This is a genomic window from Clostridium sp. TF06-15AC, from assembly GCF_003481165.1.
Lineage (GTDB): Bacteria > Bacillota > Clostridia > Lachnospirales > Lachnospiraceae > Otoolea > Otoolea fessa.
The window spans coordinates 554,490-573,529 of record NZ_QUKS01000001.1; the positions used below are offsets into that span (position 1 = coordinate 554,490).

Annotated in this window: 24 protein-coding genes; all 24 read right to left on the bottom strand. The window is 50.4% G+C overall.

Features of this window, described 5'->3' with window-relative positions:
* Positions 1–6: 6 nt before the first annotated feature.
* Positions 7–678: a type II secretion system protein gene (locus tag DXC57_RS02380; protein WP_118650986.1), complete on the bottom strand. Its 672-nt coding sequence runs from the start codon at positions 676–678 to the stop codon at positions 7–9.
* A gap of 11 nt (positions 679–689) precedes the next feature.
* Positions 690–1,115, bottom strand: a complete 426-nt coding sequence (locus DXC57_RS02385; protein ID WP_147354069.1) for a hypothetical protein — start codon at positions 1,113–1,115, stop codon at positions 690–692.
* The gene (locus DXC57_RS02390; protein WP_118650990.1) at positions 1,105–1,950 is read right to left on the bottom strand and encodes a hypothetical protein; all 846 of its coding nucleotides are present in this window, start codon (positions 1,948–1,950) and stop codon (positions 1,105–1,107) included. Before DXC57_RS02390 ends, DXC57_RS02385 begins: the two co-directional genes overlap by 11 nt.
* A gap of 3 nt (positions 1,951–1,953) precedes the next feature.
* Positions 1,954–2,649, bottom strand: a complete 696-nt coding sequence (locus tag DXC57_RS02395; protein WP_118650992.1) for a hypothetical protein — start codon at positions 2,647–2,649, stop codon at positions 1,954–1,956.
* Positions 2,646–3,272: a hypothetical protein gene (locus DXC57_RS02400; protein WP_118650994.1), complete on the bottom strand. Its 627-nt coding sequence runs from the start codon at positions 3,270–3,272 to the stop codon at positions 2,646–2,648. Before DXC57_RS02400 ends, DXC57_RS02395 begins: the two co-directional genes overlap by 4 nt.
* A 12-nt stretch (positions 3,273–3,284) precedes the next feature.
* Entirely contained in the window at positions 3,285–4,244 is a 960-nt protein-coding gene (gene pilM, locus DXC57_RS02405; RefSeq protein ID WP_118650996.1) for a pilus assembly protein PilM, read from the bottom strand.
* A gap of 38 nt (positions 4,245–4,282) precedes the next feature.
* Complete coding sequence (locus DXC57_RS02410) at positions 4,283–5,065, bottom strand: A24 family peptidase (RefSeq protein WP_118650998.1); 783 nt, start codon at positions 5,063–5,065, stop codon at positions 4,283–4,285.
* Positions 5,066–5,147: 82 nt separating this feature from the next.
* The gene (locus DXC57_RS02415) at positions 5,148–5,672 is read right to left on the bottom strand and encodes a type II secretion system protein (RefSeq protein WP_118651000.1); all 525 of its coding nucleotides are present in this window, start codon (positions 5,670–5,672) and stop codon (positions 5,148–5,150) included.
* A 166-nt stretch (positions 5,673–5,838) separates the two neighbouring features.
* Complete coding sequence (locus DXC57_RS02420) at positions 5,839–6,279, bottom strand: prepilin-type N-terminal cleavage/methylation domain-containing protein (RefSeq protein ID WP_118651002.1); 441 nt, start codon at positions 6,277–6,279, stop codon at positions 5,839–5,841.
* A 104-nt stretch (positions 6,280–6,383) separates the two neighbouring features.
* Positions 6,384–7,607, bottom strand: a complete 1,224-nt coding sequence (locus DXC57_RS02425; protein WP_118651004.1) for a type II secretion system F family protein — start codon at positions 7,605–7,607, stop codon at positions 6,384–6,386.
* Between the two features lie 347 nt (positions 7,608–7,954).
* Positions 7,955–8,389: a Fe-S cluster assembly sulfur transfer protein SufU gene (sufU, locus tag DXC57_RS02430; protein WP_022358947.1), complete on the bottom strand. Its 435-nt coding sequence runs from the start codon at positions 8,387–8,389 to the stop codon at positions 7,955–7,957.
* A complete protein-coding gene (locus tag DXC57_RS02435; RefSeq protein WP_107000052.1) occupies positions 8,379–9,590 on the bottom strand; it encodes a SufS family cysteine desulfurase in 1,212 nt (403 codons plus the stop codon). Before DXC57_RS02435 ends, sufU begins: the two co-directional genes overlap by 11 nt.
* Before the next feature lie 79 nt (positions 9,591–9,669).
* Positions 9,670–10,812 carry a SufD family Fe-S cluster assembly protein gene (locus DXC57_RS02440; protein ID WP_118468779.1) on the bottom strand — a complete coding sequence of 381 codons (1,143 nt, stop codon included), beginning with the start codon at positions 10,810–10,812 and terminating at the stop codon, positions 9,670–9,672.
* Between the two features lie 91 nt (positions 10,813–10,903).
* Positions 10,904–12,310: a Fe-S cluster assembly protein SufB gene (gene sufB, locus DXC57_RS02445; RefSeq protein ID WP_118468781.1), complete on the bottom strand. Its 1,407-nt coding sequence runs from the start codon at positions 12,308–12,310 to the stop codon at positions 10,904–10,906.
* A 99-nt stretch (positions 12,311–12,409) separates the two neighbouring features.
* A complete protein-coding gene (gene sufC / locus DXC57_RS02450) occupies positions 12,410–13,180 on the bottom strand; it encodes a Fe-S cluster assembly ATPase SufC (protein ID WP_107000429.1) in 771 nt (256 codons plus the stop codon).
* A gap of 436 nt (positions 13,181–13,616) precedes the next feature.
* A complete protein-coding gene (locus DXC57_RS02455) occupies positions 13,617–14,066 on the bottom strand; it encodes a SpoVA/SpoVAEb family sporulation membrane protein (protein ID WP_117795708.1) in 450 nt (149 codons plus the stop codon).
* 15 nt (positions 14,067–14,081) lie between these two features.
* A complete protein-coding gene (locus DXC57_RS15620) occupies positions 14,082–14,645 on the bottom strand; it encodes a stage V sporulation protein AB (protein ID WP_243022489.1) in 564 nt (187 codons plus the stop codon).
* Positions 14,635–15,270 (bottom strand): stage V sporulation protein AA, encoded by a 636-nt coding sequence (locus DXC57_RS02470; protein WP_118570432.1) that lies wholly within the window; start codon positions 15,268–15,270, stop codon positions 14,635–14,637. Before DXC57_RS02470 ends, DXC57_RS15620 begins: the two co-directional genes overlap by 11 nt.
* Complete coding sequence (locus DXC57_RS02475) at positions 15,267–15,479, bottom strand: hypothetical protein (RefSeq protein WP_022358678.1); 213 nt, start codon at positions 15,477–15,479, stop codon at positions 15,267–15,269. Before DXC57_RS02475 ends, DXC57_RS02470 begins: the two co-directional genes overlap by 4 nt.
* A 120-nt stretch (positions 15,480–15,599) precedes the next feature.
* Positions 15,600–16,322, bottom strand: a complete 723-nt coding sequence (locus DXC57_RS02480; RefSeq protein WP_118468787.1) for a SigB/SigF/SigG family RNA polymerase sigma factor — start codon at positions 16,320–16,322, stop codon at positions 15,600–15,602.
* The gene (gene spoIIAB / locus DXC57_RS02485; RefSeq protein WP_243022491.1) at positions 16,315–16,773 is read right to left on the bottom strand and encodes an anti-sigma F factor; all 459 of its coding nucleotides are present in this window, start codon (positions 16,771–16,773) and stop codon (positions 16,315–16,317) included. Before spoIIAB ends, DXC57_RS02480 begins: the two co-directional genes overlap by 8 nt.
* Positions 16,774–16,915: 142 nt before the next feature.
* Complete coding sequence (locus DXC57_RS02490; RefSeq protein ID WP_022358681.1) at positions 16,916–17,263, bottom strand: anti-sigma factor antagonist; 348 nt, start codon at positions 17,261–17,263, stop codon at positions 16,916–16,918.
* Positions 17,264–17,455: 192 nt separating this feature from the next.
* Positions 17,456–18,877, bottom strand: coding sequence for a tetratricopeptide repeat protein (locus DXC57_RS02495; protein WP_243022490.1), 1,422 nt, complete (start codon positions 18,875–18,877; stop codon positions 17,456–17,458).
* 6 nt (positions 18,878–18,883) lie between these two features.
* Positions 18,884–19,039, bottom strand: coding sequence for a hypothetical protein (locus tag DXC57_RS15405; protein ID WP_022358683.1), 156 nt, complete (start codon positions 19,037–19,039; stop codon positions 18,884–18,886).
* Position 19,040 lies beyond the last annotated feature (1 nt).

The following is a 19,040-nucleotide window of genomic DNA, read 5'->3' on the forward strand; positions in this document are numbered from 1 at the left end:
TTAATTTTATTTCTGATCCAGGTTGACCGCACGCACGGTCAGGTTAATCGGCTTTACCACCGCTTTCCGGGAAGTTCCCATCGTATCTTTTTTCCGGTAGATCGCCAGATTTTGAACCGTAAAGCACGCCGTCTCCTCCGAATAGGTATAGCCATCAAATGCCGTATAATATTCATCCGAGATCGCCGCCTGCGTCAGCAGAGGTATCTTATTATACGCATCATCGTAAGTATAATCCCCATACCATTTTTCAATGCCCGTGCCAGACCAGTCTGTCGCACTAAAGTGCAGCCACAGGTGGCTGTTTCCACTCCGCAAAAGAGGTGTTACCATTTCTCCTGTTTCGGAAGTCCCAGCAGAATTTTTCACTTCCAGCGCATTGGCAAATTCATCGGTCATCAGCTGCGCCGTGAGCGACAGCGCCTGCTCTGCATCTGCCTGATCCTGCGTCCTCTGGTAAACATTTTTTACCATCATCACGCCGCCCCCAAGCACCGTGCCGATCATGCCGAGAATCACAATCGCCGCCAGCAGCTCCGTCAGCGTCATACCGTTCTTTGACCGGAGTTTTTTCTGACATACTGAAAAGAGCTTGCAGTGACCCTTGGATGCCGTCTGTTTCTGCTGCCTGCAATGCCTATTTCTGCATCTACGGCATTCACTTCTCTCCTGTCCCATCTCTGTCTCCTCTATCGGTATCTGTAAAGCAGATCTTGTAAGTTTACCTCTTCCTCTTCTGCATCCGAATCAGCCTGGCTCACATACAGCACGATCGGATACTGTCCCGTCCGGTAATTCGTCTGTGTGCCTGTCTGGTAGGCATTTGACGCCAGGCTTTTCTTCATGCCGCCGGTTCCAGATGCCTCCAGCTCCAGAACATATCTGCCCGACGCCTGTTCCGCTGTCCGGTTGTTCTCCAGCTGATTGCGGCTGTCATAATAGCCCGCCATCTGCTCTTCGCCCTGCTGCAGCATCCTGCCGGACGCCAGAAATGCACTCAGAAACATCGTCATTCCCAGTGCAATCACAAGAACCGATATCAGTACCTCTGTCAGCGTCTCTCCCGCATTGGCACGCAGCTTTCTTCCAGCTGCCCATTTCATTCTACTTATCATTCTGCAGCAGCTCCTTCTCTATTGTTCCGTTCTGCCAGCGGATCGTCGTAATGATGGTCGTCGTCGTGATCGTGTAGGAATCGTCATCGCCCGATACTGTGACCTTCTTCCTCTCGGAGCTATGTGCTGCTTCCAGCTCCAGCCGTTTCTCGCACCGCTCTTCCTTCCTGTCATCCGCCGTTACTGTATCTGAGATAACCGCCTTGATTTTATAATCATTCGTCATCCACAGACGTACACTGGTCTTTAACGGGTCAATCGTGTTCCCGCTCGTTCCGTCTTTCTTCACTGACAGGGTAAAATCTTTGTACGCCATTTCTTCCTCCGACGCATCGTCCCCGTCTGCCAGCTTCCGATACTCATTATTTCTATAAATATCCACGATCAGTGAATCGAGAATCGCGCTATTCCCACTCTCTAGGCTTGACAAATCCGAATCCGTTCCATAGAACTTCTGCCACGACGCCTCATTATCCGTGTTTTTCCGGCTGCCGACGTAGTAGCAGTAAAAATCATCCTCATCGTCTTCCTCGTCTTCCCGGCTGTCATGCACGATCACTTCCTTGATCTTGACTATATTCTCCGTCTTCTGCAGTTCATCCCGCAGAAATACCGCCGCCGAGTCCACCGCATACCGCTTCTGATCTTCTCCCGGAAGATTCCGGATCTTACCAGCCGATGCAGAGGCGGACGCCAGAATGATCGACGCGCCTACCCCGCAAAACACAAAAAACAGGAGCGCCGCCATCAAGCTGGCGCCATCCTGATTTTTCATACGCATGAAAACCTGCCTCCAGATTTCCGGGCGTTTTTCACTGTTCTCTGCTTTTTTCATGCTTTATTCTCCCAGCGCCGCCTCTGCCGCTGTCTCAAGGTCCGAACGCTGCAGGTTCGACACATCCGCATTTTCCAGTCCCGACGGTGCCTGCGTCTCCTCCGGTTCCAGCTCCAGGCCTTCCTCCGATTCCGCATCGTAGCGGGTCTCAAAATAGGTCAGCTGGAACGCCACCGCCACCGGGTGGATGCGGATATCCTCTAACTCTTCATTTTCCAGATCTTTATCATCCTGAATGCTCAGATCCTCGATCAGACAGCGGTATGGTCCTTCGACCACCTCATGAAGCATTGAAACAGCGTGATCAAACGAATCTGCCGTAAAAGAAATATTCATCGCGCGGCGGATCTCCATTCCGTCCACCTGCGGCTCTGAATACTGGAAAGTAAAATCATACGCATTCGCAAAAATACGGTTCAGTTCCTCCGTCTCTGTCTTGAAATGATTGTAGGCCGGAACCATCGGCGCATTCGATGCCTTGTTTTCCTCGATCTCTTCCTCCATCTGCCGGATCTGCATCGCTTTCATCTGCTCCAGCTGAATCTGGGCATCCAGCTCCGCCGTGTCCGCCACCTCAATCCGCCGCTGCACCGGCAGGTAAAATCCGGCATAGTAGCCGCCCGCGATCAGGGCAAAGACTACAACCAGCAGCACTATTTTCTGTGTTTTTGTTAATACATATTTCCCTAACGAATTCATTCTTCTTTGCCCTCTTCTGGTTCGTTAAAAAATACAGCCATTGACACTCCCACCTGCTTCAAAGATGCCAGAACTCTCTCTTCGCCATCTTTCTTCACTGTTTCCTCCAGCGAAGCGGTCACATAGCGCGCATTCGGATCCGCCTGTGCATCACGGACCAGCTGCGGAAAGAGTGTACCATTGGGAATGGTTCCTTCCAATGACATCTGATCCGAGGTGATCGAAACACTCGAAACTGCCGTCAGCGGGAAAATCTGTGATTTCAGGGAATCCAGCATCATCCGGCGGTCCGGAAGCTTACTCTCTTCCTCATTCAGATACCCATTTCCATAATGCGCGTACTCTGCCAGGACCTCACCGTACACCTCGTTGGATTTCTCCAATGTACGAAGCTCCTTCTCTGTCGCCGCATAAACCGCCTCTGCCCGGTCTGCCTCCTGCAGGGGAAGCATTACGCCAAATCTCGAAAATCCGTAGACAAAAACCATAAAAACGGCAAACGCGCCCAGCTCCGCCGCTATTTTTCCTTTTTTAGTCTGCTTCTGATACAGATTGATGCGCCGTTTTTTCGGATACTTCGGACCGCCAATCTGCATATTCGCGATTGATTTTAAATCAGCCACCGCTCTTCCTCCTTATGCAAGTAATACACCGTATGCCTGTGGGCTGTCGATCCACTCGTCTTCCTCATCCAGAGAGACCTCCGGCAGAAGCTCCGCCACACTCCGCACCGGCAGATCCAGCGTTTCTTTCAGCGCATCAATCAATTCCCCGTATCGTGCGCCTCCGCCGCAATAATAGAGGCTGTCGATCGTATTATTCACATTGTTGAAACTATAAAAGTTCAAAACTCGCATGACCTGGACGGCGCGGGTCCGGTACTGCTCCTCCAGCACAGCCGCCATCTTTTCTTTGTCGGTCTCCTCGCGGTTTTCTTCCTCCACCTCAATTCCCAGTTCCTGCATCTTGTTCTTATCTCCCAAACGGATCTGCTCGATCTCCTCACAGCCCGGCTCCATGGTACGGGTAATATCATAAACCCCCTCACGGAAGAAATGAATCCGCAGCGCCTGGGTTCCCAGATCCAGAACAGCGTAATCCTTTCGCTCTTGTGCATACTCCAGAATCCGCTCCAGGCCAAGCACCGCCGGGACCAGGCCGACGAGCTTCAGGCACGCCATCTTTGCCAGCTTTTCAAACTGCTGCGACAGCGTCTTCGTGCACGCCGCACCAAGAAGATCCATCGTCCTCTCTTTCGTCTGAATCATCGCGTAATCAAAAACATACTTGTCCATCTCATTGCCGATATAGTCATGAAACTCATACGGCAGATTCAGCCGGAGCTGTTCTTCCGTCATCAGCGGCATCTCAAACCGCCGCACATACACGTCCTCCTGACGGATGACAAATACCACATTCCGGCACCGGATCGCATATTCTTTCAATAAATCCTTTATCAAATCCGCACAGACGTGCATATCGGTCAGATCCATTCCCTGAACCCGCTCGCTGATGAACTCTTTCAGTTCACCCTTTTCCGCATATGCAATCTTGATACGGTAATGTCCAATTTCAATTCCTAAACAATTCTTCATCTCTGCACTCCCCTTAAAAGAGTTTTATCGTGTACAGCTTACAAAAGCCACAGCCCCCTATACCATCCTGTCAGTTGTTCACCAAACAGAAGCATCAGAAAGAAAGCTACCGCAATCGCCGGTCCAAATGGGATTTTCCCCTTTCTCCAAACCAACGAACATCCGATTCCAAGCACACAGCTGAGAATCAGAAAAAACAATACCTCCCAGATAGAACGAAGGTACAGCCCCGTCACAAAAAAGAGCTTGATATCCCCGCCTCCCAGGCTTTCCTTTCCCGTCAGGCGCTCAAATAAAAGTGAAAGTGCCAGCATACCGCCCGACAAGCCAGCCCCCGTCAGAACACCACGCAATATCTGTGCGCCCGTTTCCGGCAGACAGACTGCCGTTCCGAAAAAAATCAGGACTCCTGCCACCTGCAGGCGATCCGGTATGATCCACGCATGCAGATCCGTGAGCGTCAGGCACAAAAACACAATCCACAGAAGCATCCCCCGCAGTGCCAGCACCGAAACATCGAACCGGTACACGATCAGGCAGCACGCGATCCCCGAGACAAGTTCCGCCCAGAACGATTCCGCCGGGATCTTTGCCCCACAGTAACGGCATCTGCCCCGCAGACACAGCCACGAAAACAGCGGCACCAGATCCGGCACGCCCAGCACATGCCCGCAGGCATCACAGTGCGATCTCCCCTTTAGGATCGAAGTTCCCGCAAGCATCCGCCCCGCCAGACAGTCTGTGAAACTGCCGAGGGCACAGCCGAAGATAAATGTAATAGTTAATATGTAAATCGTTAAAAATGTGGTTTGATGCAGCATCGCCGCGTTCTCTCCCGTCTATGATTTCGTCTCATATCTGCTCTATCAGCTGTCTAGCAGAAGTCTGGTTTCCTGCAATTGCTTATTTCCAGCTCCCCGGTTTCGGTCCAAATGGATTTCTCTCTGTCCCGCCAAGTTTCCCATTTTCCTCATAAAACGGTGCGGTCTGAACCGGAGCCGTGTTCGGATTGACTGCCGGATTTCCTATATATATCAGAATGTCTGGACATGGGGTCTTTGCTTCTTTTGCTATCTGGCGGTATTCCTGTCCCAGCGCATTTACCTGCTTAATCGTCCCCTGAGCATCCTGGATCTTTGTGCCCTCCCCATATGCCGTATCGACAATCTCGCCTTTTTGAACGTTATAACGGTAATAGCGGTACGCCTTGGCTGCCTGATTTTCATACTTTTCCAGGCTTTCATCACTTCCGTACAGCATCGCCACTGCAGCCGCCCGCGCTGCGCGGATGTTTGCCTGATTCGTCGCTATGATTGCTTTTTTCCGCTGTGCCGTGAAAATCGGAATGCTGATCGCCACCAGGATTCCCACGATGGCTACCACTACCAGAAGTTCTGCCAGTGTGAAACCGCCTTGTTTCTTTTTCATCTGCTATCTTCCCCCTTAGTAATACACCTTTTAGTGGGTGGTGTTGGTTTGTGCGGTATGGATCATTCTTATTTAATAAAATGATTTTAACACCTTTTTATATTTTTAGCAAAAATGGATGGGAAAAACCCATCCATTTTGCCACGTATGTGGTTATTTATGAACACTAATTTGATTTTTTTCCAACATACAGTTTAATAATCGCACCATTGATTTCATCTTTATCCGTAGATGCTGTTCCATCTTTACTCGGCTCAATTGATACACTAAACAAATTGTACTTTTCTTTTCCATCAACATCTTCAATAGTTGTTTCTGTAGTAGCTTTTCGTGTCGTTACTACAGAAGCCTCTCCTGTACTAATGTCATAATCATAGTCAATTTGTGAAGCTGAATCTGCACTGTCTGTCAGATACTGAGCAACCGCTGCCGCCTTCGCTGCTCTCATATTTGCCTGATTCGTAGCCTTTCTAGCCTTGCTCAGCTGTGCCGTAAATACCGGAATCGAAATTGCAACCAGGATGCCCACGATCGCAACAACCACCAGCAGCTCTGCCAGTGTGAAACCTTTTTTGTTCTCACGAACTTTCTTGATTAAGCTCTTCATAAAATCAATCTCCTTATTGTATAGTATTTTATTAATGAACAGAGAATTATCTCTGCGCCATCCAGCCTCTGCCGTATCACATTTCACATGTGTGCAGTCAATTCTTACATCAGATCATACATTGTAAAGATAGGCAGATAAATCGACACTACAATGATACCCGCAAAAATCGCAAGCACAACCAGCATCGTCGGTTCCAGAAGCGCCAGAAGCCGCTGGATTCGGTAATCCGCCTCGTTGGTGTAATAATCGGCGACATTGTCCAGTGTCTCCTCGAGTTCACCGGTTTCTTCTCCGACGGAATACATATCGACCATCGTCGGCGGGAAATATTTCTTTCCCCGCAGACATTCCACCAGACTGCGTCCCTGCTCGATTCCTTCGCGCATGGAGCGGACATCCTCGCTCAGAAGTGCATTGTCCATAACCTTCGCCGTCGTGTCAACCGCCTGATTGATCGTGATACCTGCTGCCAGAAGCACCGACATTGTATTGGCAAACTGTGCTGCGCCGTTCATCTGGTTGATCACGCCCACAAGTGGAAGGGATAACATGATCTTTGCTTTCTCAATCCGTCCCTGCGGCGTATTGCCGTAGACCTGCGAACCAATCTTCAAAAACGCCAGCACCGCCAGCATCAGCAGCCACCATTTCGCGAAAAAATGGGAAGTCGCAATCAGCATCCGCGTCATCAGCGGCAGCGTACCGCCCAGATCGGTAAATACATCTGCCAGTGTCGGGATAACCTTCGCCATGACGATAATCAGGACAACCACCGCAATCGCAACGACGAACAAAGGATACGTCATCGCTCCCTTGATCTTCTCCGTCGTCTTGTAGGACTTTTCGTAAAACTTCTGAAGCCGGTCAAAGGAGTGTTCCAGCGTACCAGACTGCTCGCCTGCCCGGATCGTCTCGATAAACGTGAGCGGAAAACGGTCGCTATACTTTTCCAGCGCCGACGCAACGGTACTTCCGGCAGCTACTTCCTCTGCCGCAGCCCCCATGATCTTCCGGATCCGCTTGTCCTCATTCTGATCTGCCAGCATACGCATCGCGCGCGCCACGGTCATACCCGAATGAAGAGTGATCGCAAACTGCGAACACAGGATCGCCAGCTTCTTCGTCTTGATCCGCCTGCTTCCGATCTCCATCTCCAGGAGACTGCCGTCATCAGGTCTTTTCTTCTCTTTCTTCTGACTGATGCTCAGAAGAATCGGATAGTTTTCCCGGATTCTGGAAGCGGCTGCCGCTTCACTCTCAGCCTGGAGCACTCCCCGGACTTCTTTTCCATCCCGTCCCAGCGCTTTATATGAAAAATTCGGCATCTCTCATACCTCCAGCCACAGGATTCAGCTGTACGCCATCTGTATGTACATCGCCATCTGCATCCTTTTATGATTATTTTAACATCTTTGTTTATTTTTGTAAATATGCCGTCAATCTTTTGGATATTTTATATAAAAGTGTGCATCTAGATTGGCTTATTTTTTGCTATTTTCTCTATACTTGCTTTGTTTTTGCCAATCTATTTTTGTATATATTTTTCACCAACACATCTGACTTTTCTTTCTTTTCCAGACTATTTCTGGTATATAGATCATCAGGGCGGAAATGGTACGTCCCGCCCTGACACTCCCAAAAGAATAGCTCCCGTTTCTTTTTATCTTCTCTCTTATTTCTCGTTCTTCTTATCCAGCATCTCTTCCATCGTATGCCATCCCAGCACCGCGCATTTGACACGCGCCGGCATATGGGAAACATCGACCAGGGCACCGGCTTCCTCGAGTTCTTCGATCTCGTTCTCGCTTGCCTCGCCCTTGATCATCCGCAGGAACAGATCCGCCAGATGGCGTGCTTCCTCTTCGGATTTTCCGATGATCAGATCCAGCATGATATCAGCGGACGCCTGGGAGATTGCGCAGCCGCTTCCCTCAAAAGCACCGTCTACCACCTGTCCATCTTCGACCTTCAACTGAAGAATGATGTCATCTCCACAGCTCGGATTGACGCCCTCTAATACCAGATTGGCATCCGGCAGCTTTTCTTTATGTAACGGATGCAGATTGTGATCCGTCAGTATTTCATTGTAAAAGGTTCTATTCTCCATATCCCATTTTCCTCCGGATTTCTTTCAGGTTCTGGACAAAACGGTCGATGTCCTCCTCCGTATTGTAGAACGCAAAGCTGGCACGCGCTGTTGCAAATACACCCAGATGTTTTAAAAGCGGCTGGGCGCAATGGTGGCCTGCGCGCACATTGACATTTGCGGCATCCAGAATCGACGCGATGTCGTGCGGATGTACGCCGTCCACGGTAAAGCTGATAATTCCGTTGTGCTCTTCCGGCTTATCGCTTCCCTGGATATGAACGCCCGGAATCTGCTGCATCGCCGTCATTGCCCGTGTTGTCAGCAGCTCCTCACGCTTCCGCACCTCGTCAAATCCGACGTTCATCAGATAATCGATCGCTGCCTGTAAGCCGACCGCACCGCCGCCATTGACGGTACCGGCTTCGAATTTGTGCGGCAGTTCGGCAAAGACTGCGGATTCCCGGCTGACCGAATCGATCATCTCGCCGCCCGTCAGGAACGGCGGCATCGCATCCAGAAGGGTCTCTTTTCCGTACAGGACGCCGATTCCCATCGGTGCCATCAGCTTGTGACCGGAAAATACAAGGAAATCTGCATCCAGTGCCTGCACATCCACCGGAATATGCGGGGCGCTCTGTGCCGCATCGATGACGATGACACCGCCTTTTTCATGCACCAGTTTCGTCAGCTTCTCTACCGGATTTCTGCGGCCAAGGACATTGGAAATCTGCGGCATCGCTGCGATCTTTGTCTTTTCTGTCACCAGGGCTTCCATATCCTCATCCCGGTAGGAACCATCCGGCTGACATTCCAGATAAACGAGCTTCGCGCCTGTCTGTCTGGATACCATCTGCCACGGCAGGATATTGCTGTGGTGGTTATCAATGCTGATTAAGATCTCATCGCCTGCTTTCAGACTGGTTAAACCATAGCTGTACGCGATCAAATTCAGGCTCTCGGTGCTGTTGCGTGTAAACACGACCTCGCTCGTCTTTCCAGCATTGATAAATTCCCGCACGCGCTCTCTTGCCGCTTCATATGCCTCCGTCGCCTCGATTCCCAGCTCATAGAGCCCGCGGAGCGGATTGGCATTTTTCTTTGTATAGAAATCTTCCACTGCCTTTAATACCGCCTCCGGGCGCTGTGCCGTCGCCGCATTGTCCAGATATGCGATATCCGAACCCGCAAGCAGGGGAAAATCTTTCTTGTAATCTGTCATGTTCTGTTCCTTCTTATATATTTGTTTGTATACTTGCTGCAAAAACAAACCGCAGCCAACTTACAGTTTTTTCATTTTATTATCGCTTCTGGTTCATGAACTCCTGAACCTGCTTCTGTACTGCCTCGTCTGCTACCAGCTCATTCAGCGCGTCGATTCTCGCCCGCGCTACCATGCGCTCAGCTTCCTCTCTCGACAGTCCACGGGAGCACAGATAAAACAGCGTTGCATCGTCCAGATCGCCCATCGAAGCACCGTGATTTCCTTCGACATCTTCTTCCGCACACAGAATCAGCGGAATTGTCTGGTTTACGATGTCATCGCCGAGCAGCAGCACATCCTCGCGCTCAGTTCCCTTTGCCCCGGCGCATCCCGGCACGAAATCGATCGTTCCGCGGAACAGCTTGGAGGAACCGTCCTGCAAAACGCCAGAGACTTCCATCATACTCTCTGTCTTTTTGCCGCGGTGGCGTACTGTATAGTTCATATCCAGCTTCTGGTTTACACTGGTGTAATAGCCGATCTTCGCGTCAAATGCGCTCTTTTTTCCTTCCAGCTCGGTCAGGCAGCCCGCGTAGACCTTGCCTGCGCCCAGCTCCAGTTTCAAAAGCTCAAATGTGGCATTTTCCCCGCAGGACGCACCGATATCACTCAGGCAGGTATATCCGGCGCCGAGAAGCTGCACTTCCTGAAGCTGTACCTTTGCATTCTTTTCCGCATGGACCTTTACCTGGAACGAGGATGTTCCCTGTGCGTCCTCCCCGGAGCGGAATACGATCAGCACGTTTAAGCGGCTGTTTTCCTTTGCATCCAGGCAGAGGCGGTTCTGATAACTGCCGTTTTTGTAATCGACGCAGAGAACCGTCCATTCTGTATTTTCACTCTGCAGAACAGCTGCCGCTTCCGCTGTCAGCCGGTAGATACTTCCCGCACCGGCATTTTCTTCTGCAACAGCCGTTCCATTTACAGTGTCCGTTCTATTTGCGCCAGCCGTTCCGCATTCCGCCGCCATCGCATCGTACTCGCGTCCCATGCCGGTCTGGATCTCGTCCCACTCTTTTCCGGAGATTTCTTTTTCCCAGGTCACACCTGCTGCCAGGCGCTCCGGTTTTATCAAAACACTTTCCTCCGGCCACTCAATCTGTATCTGGCTTTCGTTCATTCCCAGCCGGTTCCAGGTTCGGGTCGGAAGAATGTTTACTGTCATTTCTTTCTGTCCCATTGTTTCCTCCTGTCGTTACCATTCATGCACTTGCATGCCCCGCAGCAGAATCTGTCATTTCAAAATCCCCGCTGCAAACAGTAACCATCTATTATCCGATACTGCCTTTCATCTCAAGCTGAATCAGGTTGTTCATCTCAACCGCGTACTCAAGCGGCAGCTCCTTCGATACATCATCCGCAAATCCGCTGACGATCATTGCGCGCGCGTCCTCCTCGCTGATGCCGCGTGACATCAGATAGAAAACAGCCTCGTCGCTGATCCGTCCGATCTTTGCCTCATGGCCAACGTTCGCGTCGCGGGTCCGGATATCCATCGCCGGGACCGTATCGGAACGTGAAATATCATCCAGCATCAGAGACTGGCAGGAAACCGATGCCTTAGAACCGGATGCCTGTTTTCCAATCTGCACGCTGCTTCGGAACGTACTGATACCGCCGTCCTTGGAAATAGATTTCGTATTAATATAGGAAGAAGTCCGTTTACCCGTGTGGACTACCTTCGCACCGGTATCGAGGTTCTGACCCTCTCCGGCAAAAGTAATGCCGGTAAATTCCATTCTTGAATCATCGCCCTTTAAAATACTCATCGGGTACAGATACGATACATGGGAACCAAAGGAACCCGATACCCACTCGATCGTGCCGCCCTCTTCCACAATCGCGCGTTTGGTGTTCAAATTGTACATATTTTTCGACCAGTTCTCGATCGTCGAATAGCGGAGTTTCGCATTTTTGCCGACGTACAGCTCGACACAGCCCGCATGCAGGTTTGCTACGTTATATTTCGGCGCAGAACAGCCCTCGATGAAATGCAGATATGCCCCCTCATCAACGATGATCAGAGTATGTTCAAACTGTCCGGCTCCCGGTGCATTGAGTCGAAAATAGGACTGAAGCGGGATCGTAACCGACACGCCCTTTGGCACGTACACAAAAGATCCGCCGGACCAGACCGCCCCGTGCAGCGCTGCAAATTTATGTTCCTGCGGTTTGACCAGATGCATAAAATGCGTCCGGATCATTTCCGCATATTCGCCGTGCATTGCGCTCTCCAGATCGGTGTAGACAACGCCCTGCGCCGCTACCTCCGCGCGCACGTTATGATATACTAACTCCGAGTCATATTGGGCGCCCACACCTGCCAGTGATTTCTGCTCCGCCTGCGGGATTCCCAGACGCTCAAAGGTATCTTTGATGTCCTTCGGAACCTCCGACCATTTGGCGCTCATCTTGGATTTCGGGCGGACATAGGTTACGATATTATCCATGTCCAGATCCTCAATATCCGGTCCCCAGTTCGGGACCTGCAGGGAATTGTAAATCTGTAAGGACTGCAGACGGAACTGCTGCATCCATGCCGGGTCATTTTTCTCCTTAGAAATCTTCTCAACGATCTCCGGGGTCAGACCCGCTTTTACTTTATATGCGTCATTTTCTTTGTCTTTTATATCGTAGATGCTGCGATCTATGTCATCTACATACGTTTTTTCTTTCATGTTCGATGCCTCCATATTACCCGTGCTGATTCGTTATTACTGTCGCGTTATCCTGCGGCACCTTCGATTTCAAAAATGCCTGCCTGCGAACAGTAACGATTAGTTCCGGGCGTCTGCCACACCCGCCTCACGGATAAAGGATTCGTAGCCTTCCTGGTTAATCTTATCAACCAGGGAGCCGTCACCGGTTGCCACGATCTTTCCATCTACCATGATGTGCGTATAGTCAACATGCAGTGCATCGAGAATCCGGGTGCTGTGCGTGATAATAAGAAGCGCGCCGTTCTGGTTCTTCTGGTACTCTTCCACACCCTTAGAAACCAGACGGACTGCATCAACATCCAGACCAGAGTCTGTCTCATCGAGGATTGCCAGGCTCGGATTTAAGAGCATCAGCTGTAAAATCTCAGATTTTTTCTTCTCACCACCGGAAAAGCCCACGTTTAAGCTTCTCTGTGCATACGATTCATCCATCTGGAGAATGTCCATCGCCTTTTTGAGCTGTTTATGAAATTCCCAGATCTTTAAGTTCTTGCCAGTCTGCTGGCGCATCGCGCTCCGCAGGAAGCTTTCCAGCGAAAGTCCCGGTACCTCCAGCGGCTCCTGGAAGGACAGGAACATACCGGCTTTGGAACGCTTGTCCGTGGACTCATGTGTGATATCCTCACCCTTAAATAAGATCTGACCGCCCGTGATCTGATATCGCGGGTTTCCCATCAGGACGTTTCCGAGCGTCGATTTGCCCGCGCCGTTCGGTCCCATCAGGACATGTACCTCTCCTGCGCCGACGCTCAAATCAACGCCGTGCAGGATCTCTTTTTCTTCTATATTTGCTTTTATCTGATTTACTTCTAACACTTTTTCTGCCATAAAGCACTCCATTTCCGGGACCGGCTGAGACATTCATGCTCGGTCTGTCTGATCTGTGACAGCCGCCTCGTCACGAAAGCGGTTATCCCTCTTAGCAAACGTCCATCTCTCTGGTTCCTTTTTTCTATATTCAAGTCGAACGTCCGTGAGACTTGGCGCGTGATTCTGGTCAGCAAAGCTGACATATTCCTATCAGAATCACTGTGCATCCTCGCGGAGCGTTTATCTCAGTCGGAGACCCAACTCCCACTGAGACAAATTTGCCATTACTCACCACCTGAAGAGGTGGGAGTCTTCTCGACTGAGATAAATCTGATTGTTCAGACAGCCAGATTACCCTATGGCTATTATAGGTATTTATTTCCGGATTGTAAACCCTCATTTTTCACAAAACAAGAAAGATTCTTATTATATTATTGAGACTTTTTTTCGTTTATTATTGAGTCAGCATCATCCACCCCCAATACACAACCCCTAATCCCCACGAACTCAGAATCCCATACAGGATCACCGGACCCGCGATTGTAAATATTTTGCATCCGACACCAAATACCTGCCCTTCCGCCTTGTATTCCAGCGCCGGGGATGCAACTGAATTGGCGAATCCGGTGATCGGAACCAACACACCAGCCCCAAAAACACGCGCCAGCTTCTGGAATACATTTGCCCCTGTCAGGATAACGCTGAGCAGAATCAGTCCCAGCATCGTCCAGAGCGCCGCTGTTTTCTCCTCCATGCCTGTCTGAACCAGACAATTTGTGCTGATCTGCGCCGCCAGGCAGATCAGCCCGCCGGAAATGCCCGCCATCAACACATTTTTCCATGTACTGTGGACGGGCGTAACCGATTTGACATATGCTTCATATTGATCTTTTCTGGCTTCCATGGTTTCTCCTCTCTTCTACTGTCTTCCAATTCCATATAAGAAATAATACAGCGAACCCGCACATTTCCCCGCCGCAATCGAAAGAAGGAGATATGGCAGCCCCACTGCCAGACGCAGGCGGCGGCTCAGCACCGGCAGGGCTTTCAATGTCTCTGCCAGCGACATGACGAGGCAGCCTACAAAAATACCACAGGAAAGTCCCGCAGCCGCTAGAAGCAGCTGTCCGGAGACATTTCCAAGCATCACCAGAAATCCAGCACCAGCTCCCGTTCTGCCACCGCCTTCTGCTGCCTTCTGCCACAACTCTGCCTCCGGCATTGCCGCTGGCCACGCTATTCTCAGAAAACTCCCGGTCAGCTGTTTCACTTTCTCTGTAAATAAATCCACCACATTTCCAAACAATCCTCCCAGCGCGATAATCGTCTCATACAAGAAAATTTTCCCCTTCGACGCCGTCGCCGTCTTTCCAATCAGGCGCGGATAAACGCCGATGACCACCAGAAAGGCGTAGACTCCTGCTGCCACCGTGCTTCCCGCCGCCAGCCCCGCCAGCAAAAGCAGCGCTTCTTTAAGAAACATCGATGTCATCCTCCTTCCGCTCCTCGTTCTGAATCAGCGTTTTATTGACATTTTCCTCATACAGGCGCATTTCTACCTCCAGCGGCGTCGGATCGAGACTGAATTTCCACGAAGTAAAATGGTTAAAAAACAGCAAAATCCCCACCGGAAGCCCGATCGAATAACCGACCTCCAACAGCGTTGTTCCGTCCGACGCCTGCCCCGTCGTGATCTCATATATTTTCCTGAATACATCCAGCACGTTTGCATCATTGTTGAATGTCATGATCGCAAATGCCGCCCCGAAAAAGCAAATCAAGCAGACGAACAGCGTCTTGCACCACTGCCAGACAAGCGCCTGACGGCGCGGCGGCTGATAATGAATGACATAGTCCGTCTCCCCCAGATTCTGCACCGATGTCCCCGGAATTTCCCGTTCAATCTGCTGGATAATCTCCATGACGTTTCCAACCAGACGGCTTTCGCGCTGTTTCCCGCCGCCGCGGATCCTCTTCACGATCATCGCACGGCAGCGGCTTTCCACGCTTTTTTCACTGCAATAAACTTCTCCCAGGCTTGCAAGCGGTACATTTTTCTCATGTACCTGCGTGATCTGGCTGAGTTTCAGATAGACCGTCTGTGTCATAATGCTGCCTTCTCCGTCTGTGCCTCCGGTCTCAAAAATGCCTCCGCGCTGTCCCCGGAATGCTGTACGAAGGTTCCGTCAATGTAGACGCTGTCCCGCCCCACTGCCATCAGACAGAGACAGAGCGCTGCCACAATCAGAATCATGCATCCGACCCAGATACAGATTCCCATCTTTTTTTTCATTGTCACTTTCACATTTCCCGTCATTTTTTTCCATCCTTCCTGTGTATTCTGGAAACTCCAAAAGTTCCTGTATCCAGTAGTATGGCTGTCTTTCAATGGAGTATGCACATTCATATATTCTGAATTATGAGCCTGTCTTTTTTCTCATGTTTCTTCCAGCTTTGCGCGCATCTGCCCTAATATTTTCCGCTCGATCCGCGACACCTGTACTTGTGAAATGCCGAGCTGCGCCGCGATCTGAGTCTGTGTCTGATCATAAAAATAGTGCCGCACAATGATCTCCCGCTGCCGTCCATTGAGCATTTTCAGCAAATCTCCCAAAAGCATCCGGTCAAGCAGAACCTCATTCTCCGCTGTCTCCCCAGCAATCCGGTCCTGAAGCAGAAGACCAGTTTCTTCCCCGGCGCTGGCTGGTGCAGAGAGCGATTCAACCGGACTGTCCGCCGCCATCGATGCGGCAGCTTCCTCACAGCTCACTCCAATCTGCGCCGCCAGCTCTTCCAGCGTCGGCTCCCGCCCAAGCGCCGTGCAGAGCGCTTCCCGCGCTGCCCGGAGCCGCTGGTTTTGCTCTTTGATGGAACGACTGACCTTGATGATCCCGTCATCCCGGAGAAAACGTTTGATCTCCCCCGCAATCATCGGCACCGCATAGGTCGAAAAACGCACCTCATATGATAGGTCAAACTTATCAATCGCCTTCAACAGCCCGATACTTCCGATCTGAAATAAGTCCTCCGTCTCACACCCCCGCCCCGCAAAGCGGCGGACGATGCTCCATACAAGTCCCAGATTATCCTTTACCAGCGCCTCCCGCGCCGTCTTATCGCCCTGGTGTGCCCGTTTGATCTGCTCGATGGTTTTATCCATAGGACTCTGCCGTTTCTTTTTCTTCCTGCTCTTTATTCATATATCCCCTTCCAATTCGCTTTTTCATCGTCACGCACGTTCCGCAGCCCACCTTGGACTCCACCTCGACCTCATCCATAAACGCTTCCATAAACGAAAAGCCCATCCCTGAGCGCTCGCCGGTCGTGTCTGTCGTATACATCGGCTCCATCGCCTTTTCCACATCCATGATTCCTTTTCCCTCATCCCGGACCGAAATTATCAGTTCTTCTCCCTCAATCCGCGCTTCTATGTAAATAATTCCGATTTCATCGCTATACCCATGAATCACCGCATTTGTCACCGCCTCCGAGACCGCCGTTTTCACATCCTCCAGCTCCTCCATCGTCGGATTCATCCGACTCATGAATACTGCCGCTGTGACACGGGCAAACTCCTCGTTCGATGAATGGCTGTCTATCTCCAGGTGCATCCACGTGCCATTCTTCTCTGCTTGTCTCTGTTCATTCTGTTCAAATTTTCTGTATTCTTCTGAATTTTTTATTTTTTTAAGTTTTCCTTTCACTTCCGTTTCTGATACAGATATATCATCCGCATACATATTCATCTCTCCTTTAATGTCTCCCATCCAGTGCCTCCTCTCTCGTCCGGTACGACTGCACCAAACGATACACGCCACCGATCCGCAAAATCCGGCGCATCCGCTCGCCTGCCCCGTACACCGCCACCGTGCCGCTGCTGCCCTCCATCTGCTTATACCGGTTGAGAATCACACCGATCCCGGAACTATCCATAAATTCCGTCCCCGAAAAATCAAAAATAATCCGGTTAATATAATTTTCCGCCAGAAGCAGGTCTGTTTCATATTTGAGTGTCAGGCAGTTATGATGATCTACCTCCTTCGGCAGATGAATCACCAGCGCCGAATCGATCGCTTCGTATGTAAACATATTTCGTTCCATATCAGGATTCCCCCTTTTTCGATTTTTTATGCGGCATGTTTCTGCTTCGCGCGAGTGCGCATCATTGGCACGTTAGTGCCTTTTTGTGTAATAGGGAATTCCAAGGAATTTCCTATTACACAAAAAAGCACCGTAAAGTTTTTATCTTTACAGTGCTTTTCTTCTTAATTATCTGCCGTATTATATTTGTACTTACTGCGCCGCTTGCGTCTCCGCTCCGCTGCCTGCTGCCGTTTCATCCGCCGCAGTCTCTCCCTGACTGATGATGGACTGACCTGGAACTGCAGCCTGCTGGTTATCCGGCGCAAGCTCGGCGAGCTGCTGTCTTGCCTTGTCCGCCTGCTCGGAATCCGCATACTGGGTCACAATCTGCGTAAACATTTCGACCGCCTTGTCTGTCTCGCCCTGTGCCCGGTAAATCATACCCATGCTGAAGATAACCTTCGGGTTTGCCGGACGGATCGCCAGACAGGTCTGGTAATCTGCCAGTGCTTCCTGCATACGACCTGCCGACCACATCGTGTATGCCAGATCTTCCAGCGTCTGGTAGCCGTTTGTCTCGATGTCCTGCTTTACCCCGTTGGCAATGGAAACGACCGTCTCGTCCGTAAATAACGACGGATCAAAGCCCTCATAATAGGTAACCGCCTCTGCCAGGTTATTGTTGCGGTATGCCTGCAGCATTTTGACGAGCTTCGCATACTGGTTCAGAACGCTGTCATTGCTGTTGAGCATCGTATCCAGCTTGTTCTCCGCCTCTTCTTTGTCCTTTTTCGAGGTCTCAATGCTCTCATTTAAACTGTCAATCTCTTCATTTTTCTGATTGAGCTGCTCGTTGTACTGGAGCATTTCCTGCGTATGTGCATTATTTGCCTGCTTAATCTTGGCTGGCATCACCAGGAAAAAGATAACTGCCGCGCCCAAAAGCAGTCCAGCGCCGATATTGAGCACCGACTGCAGTCCCGTATTCTCCTTGTACGTCGGCGGCATAATAACATCATCATCCTGCATCTGGCGGTGGGAAAATGCGTTTTTCAGCTTTCTCCGCTCGATATCCGCCTTGCCGGTATGTTCCTTAACAATCTCCATATACCAGTTCGCCTTGGGATTGTTTTTATCAATCTTGAGTACCTTATACAGGGATTTGCCCGCTTTCGTATAATCCTCATGACTAATATGCAAAAGAGCCAATAGAAGATGCGCTTTTACAAATCTCGGATTAGCTTCTACAACTCTTGTAAGCTGTAAGGTCGCCAGATCGTCGCTTCCGGTCTGCGCCTGCAAAAGCGCCTGATTATATTTCTGAATCGTCGCGCTCGCCTGATCCAGACGATCCTGTTTGCGCTGAATCTGGTCTAAATAATAATCAGCCCGGTTATCCTGTTCCTTAAAGTTCATGCTGATAACCCACTGCACCAGCGCCTCCGACACCTCACCCATCTCATAATAGATAAGTCCGAGAAGATTTCTGGCATCAATATGATACTTGTTCAGGTTCAGGCATTTTTTCAGATACTCGACCGCCCCTGTTAAATCCCGTCTCTTTGCCCGTTCCAGCCCGGCATTGTAAAAGCTGTTGGAAATCAGGCGAATTTTTCTTGTTCGATCCATCATGTCCGCCTATTCCTTCATATGTTTTAAAAGTTCCATCATAATATCCGACATATCTGTCAGGTCACTCTTCACGATCGCCTCGCCGACCTCCTCGACCTCCAGACTCGGTTTAAAATGTTCGATTTCTTCCTCGAAATTGATTGTCATTCCTTCGCCACTCATG